Origin of the sequence: Microcoleus sp. K1-B1 (genome assembly GCF_036704705.1) — a bacterium.
Taxonomy (GTDB): domain Bacteria; phylum Cyanobacteriota; class Cyanobacteriia; order Cyanobacteriales; family Microcoleaceae; genus Microcoleus.
This window is the reverse complement of the sequence record NZ_JAUBSH010000198.1, coordinates 1-1,692: the sequence shown is the minus strand read 5'-3', so window position 1 is coordinate 1,692 and position 1,692 is coordinate 1. Positions and strand designations below refer to the sequence as shown.

The 1,692-nt window shown below is 43.1% G+C and carries 2 protein-coding genes; both read right to left on the bottom strand.

Translation table 11 applies throughout. From position 1 onward, the window contains the following. Positions 1-68 precede the first annotated feature (68 nt). Positions 69-569, bottom strand: a complete 501-nt coding sequence (locus QUA83_RS30380) for a hypothetical protein (RefSeq protein ID WP_333297932.1) — start codon at positions 567-569, stop codon at positions 69-71. Between the two features lie 279 nt (positions 570-848). Further along, positions 849-1,692 (bottom strand): group II intron maturase-specific domain-containing protein (locus QUA83_RS30375; protein WP_333297930.1); only part of this gene is annotated, 844 nt, incomplete at its 5' end.

Below are 1,692 nucleotides of genomic sequence, written 5' to 3'. Positions count from 1 at the left end.
CGTCTTAAGTTTAACTCCAATTAGGTAACTTAATATTTTGTTACATAGATTGGTTTTTTCCCGCCTACCTACTTACCGCTAATGCCGCCGCTTTGGTTGATTTCATTTTGAGCTTGAGCTACGCCCCGCATAATTTCTAGAGCAGCATTGATATCGCTGCCAATGGGAACTGCGGCGGCAATTGTGTAGGATTTTTGAGATCCGATGCGGGCGTTGTTGAGGTAAATTAAGGCTTCTGGATCGTTGCGATTGGTTTTCAGCGAAGCTTGTAAATCGGAAATAGCTGCGTTATAGTTGCCAGATGCGATCGCCTGTACTGCTGCTTGTTTGGTTGGTGTGGCTTGCTGTGGAATTAACAGTTTTTGTCCGGCACTCAGACGCTGCCCAATTTCCTGCTCTGATTGCGGCGAATTCCCCGTCGGAGATTTGGGAAATGTCTGATTTTGGGGTGATGAACCTCCGAGATTGATGCCGCCTCGGCTTCTCAGCCACCAAATACCTGCACCGGCTAGCGCGATCGTAATTAGGAGCGATAATATCAGAACAGCAGTTTCATTTTTTTGTGACATAATTTTACCTGTTTAGATTTTTGAAATAACGAAGTCATTAGTCATTAGTTGTTAGGAGCGATTCAAAAACATTGACCAAGGAGAAAAAGTGATTTTAAGTTGGCGATCCCGAATTGATGTAGCGTGCGTCAGATAGAGTGATTGTATCTATCAATTGATAATCTCGGAGCTGAGGCACCATGCCAGCCTAAAATCCAGTAGTCAGGTAGGGTCGAAAGAAGATGTTACCATCTTCTCCCTCCCATTCGGAACCGTGCGTGAAACTTTCGCTTCACACGGCTACTCGGGTGTCCTCTTGTCATTTGAGGGCTTCCCTTTCTTCCGACTTGTTTGAGGTTTCTTTCCTGAAGATACGAATTCCAGGTTATGTTTCCTAATTAATTCCAGGTCGGCTTTAGTTTTAACATCGTGACAATGCCGATGCAATAGTTGAAGATTTTTGTACTCATCCTTGCCTCCAATGGCTCTGGGGACGATATGGTCAACTTCCATTACATCTTCATTTCTGAAAATAAATTCGCAATGAGGGCATTTCCCTTTCTGCCATTTCAGGAGTTTTGATACCCTACTTGGCAAATCAGGATTCTTCCCCATTCTGGAACTCCAATAAACTAGGTCGTCATCGTAAGGACTTTTATCTCCTTTAACTTTCACATAGTCGGTGCTGCTACACTCGAATTCTCTATGCTTTAGTAACCTTATAGGGTTCGCTCCCTCTTCTCTGGTTGAGAATGCCCAGTTATCACCGCCAATAGAATGCCAATACAGTTGATGTCCTGCATTGATGTTTCCACAACGGCGTTTTGCCCAACGTCGAAGTTTCAGGTATGTGAGGTTATCTTGTTTAGCTAGTTCTCCAACGGTTTTAGCGTCGGAGTTTGTATAAAAAGAAGTCCATCCCCTTATGACAGGGTTTAAGTCTCTAATTAACGCCGATTGTGGCGATGAGATATGTTTTTTGATGATTCTTCCGATTTCCTCTTGGTGAGCCTTACTTGACTTCTTATTTGGGGTAATGAGTGTGTTAAAACCTAATATCTCACGGTGGTATCCGCTCAATAAATAGGGGTAACAGCAAAAAAGAAGGTTCACAAATACGAAGAGCATGATAGAATATAAAGCA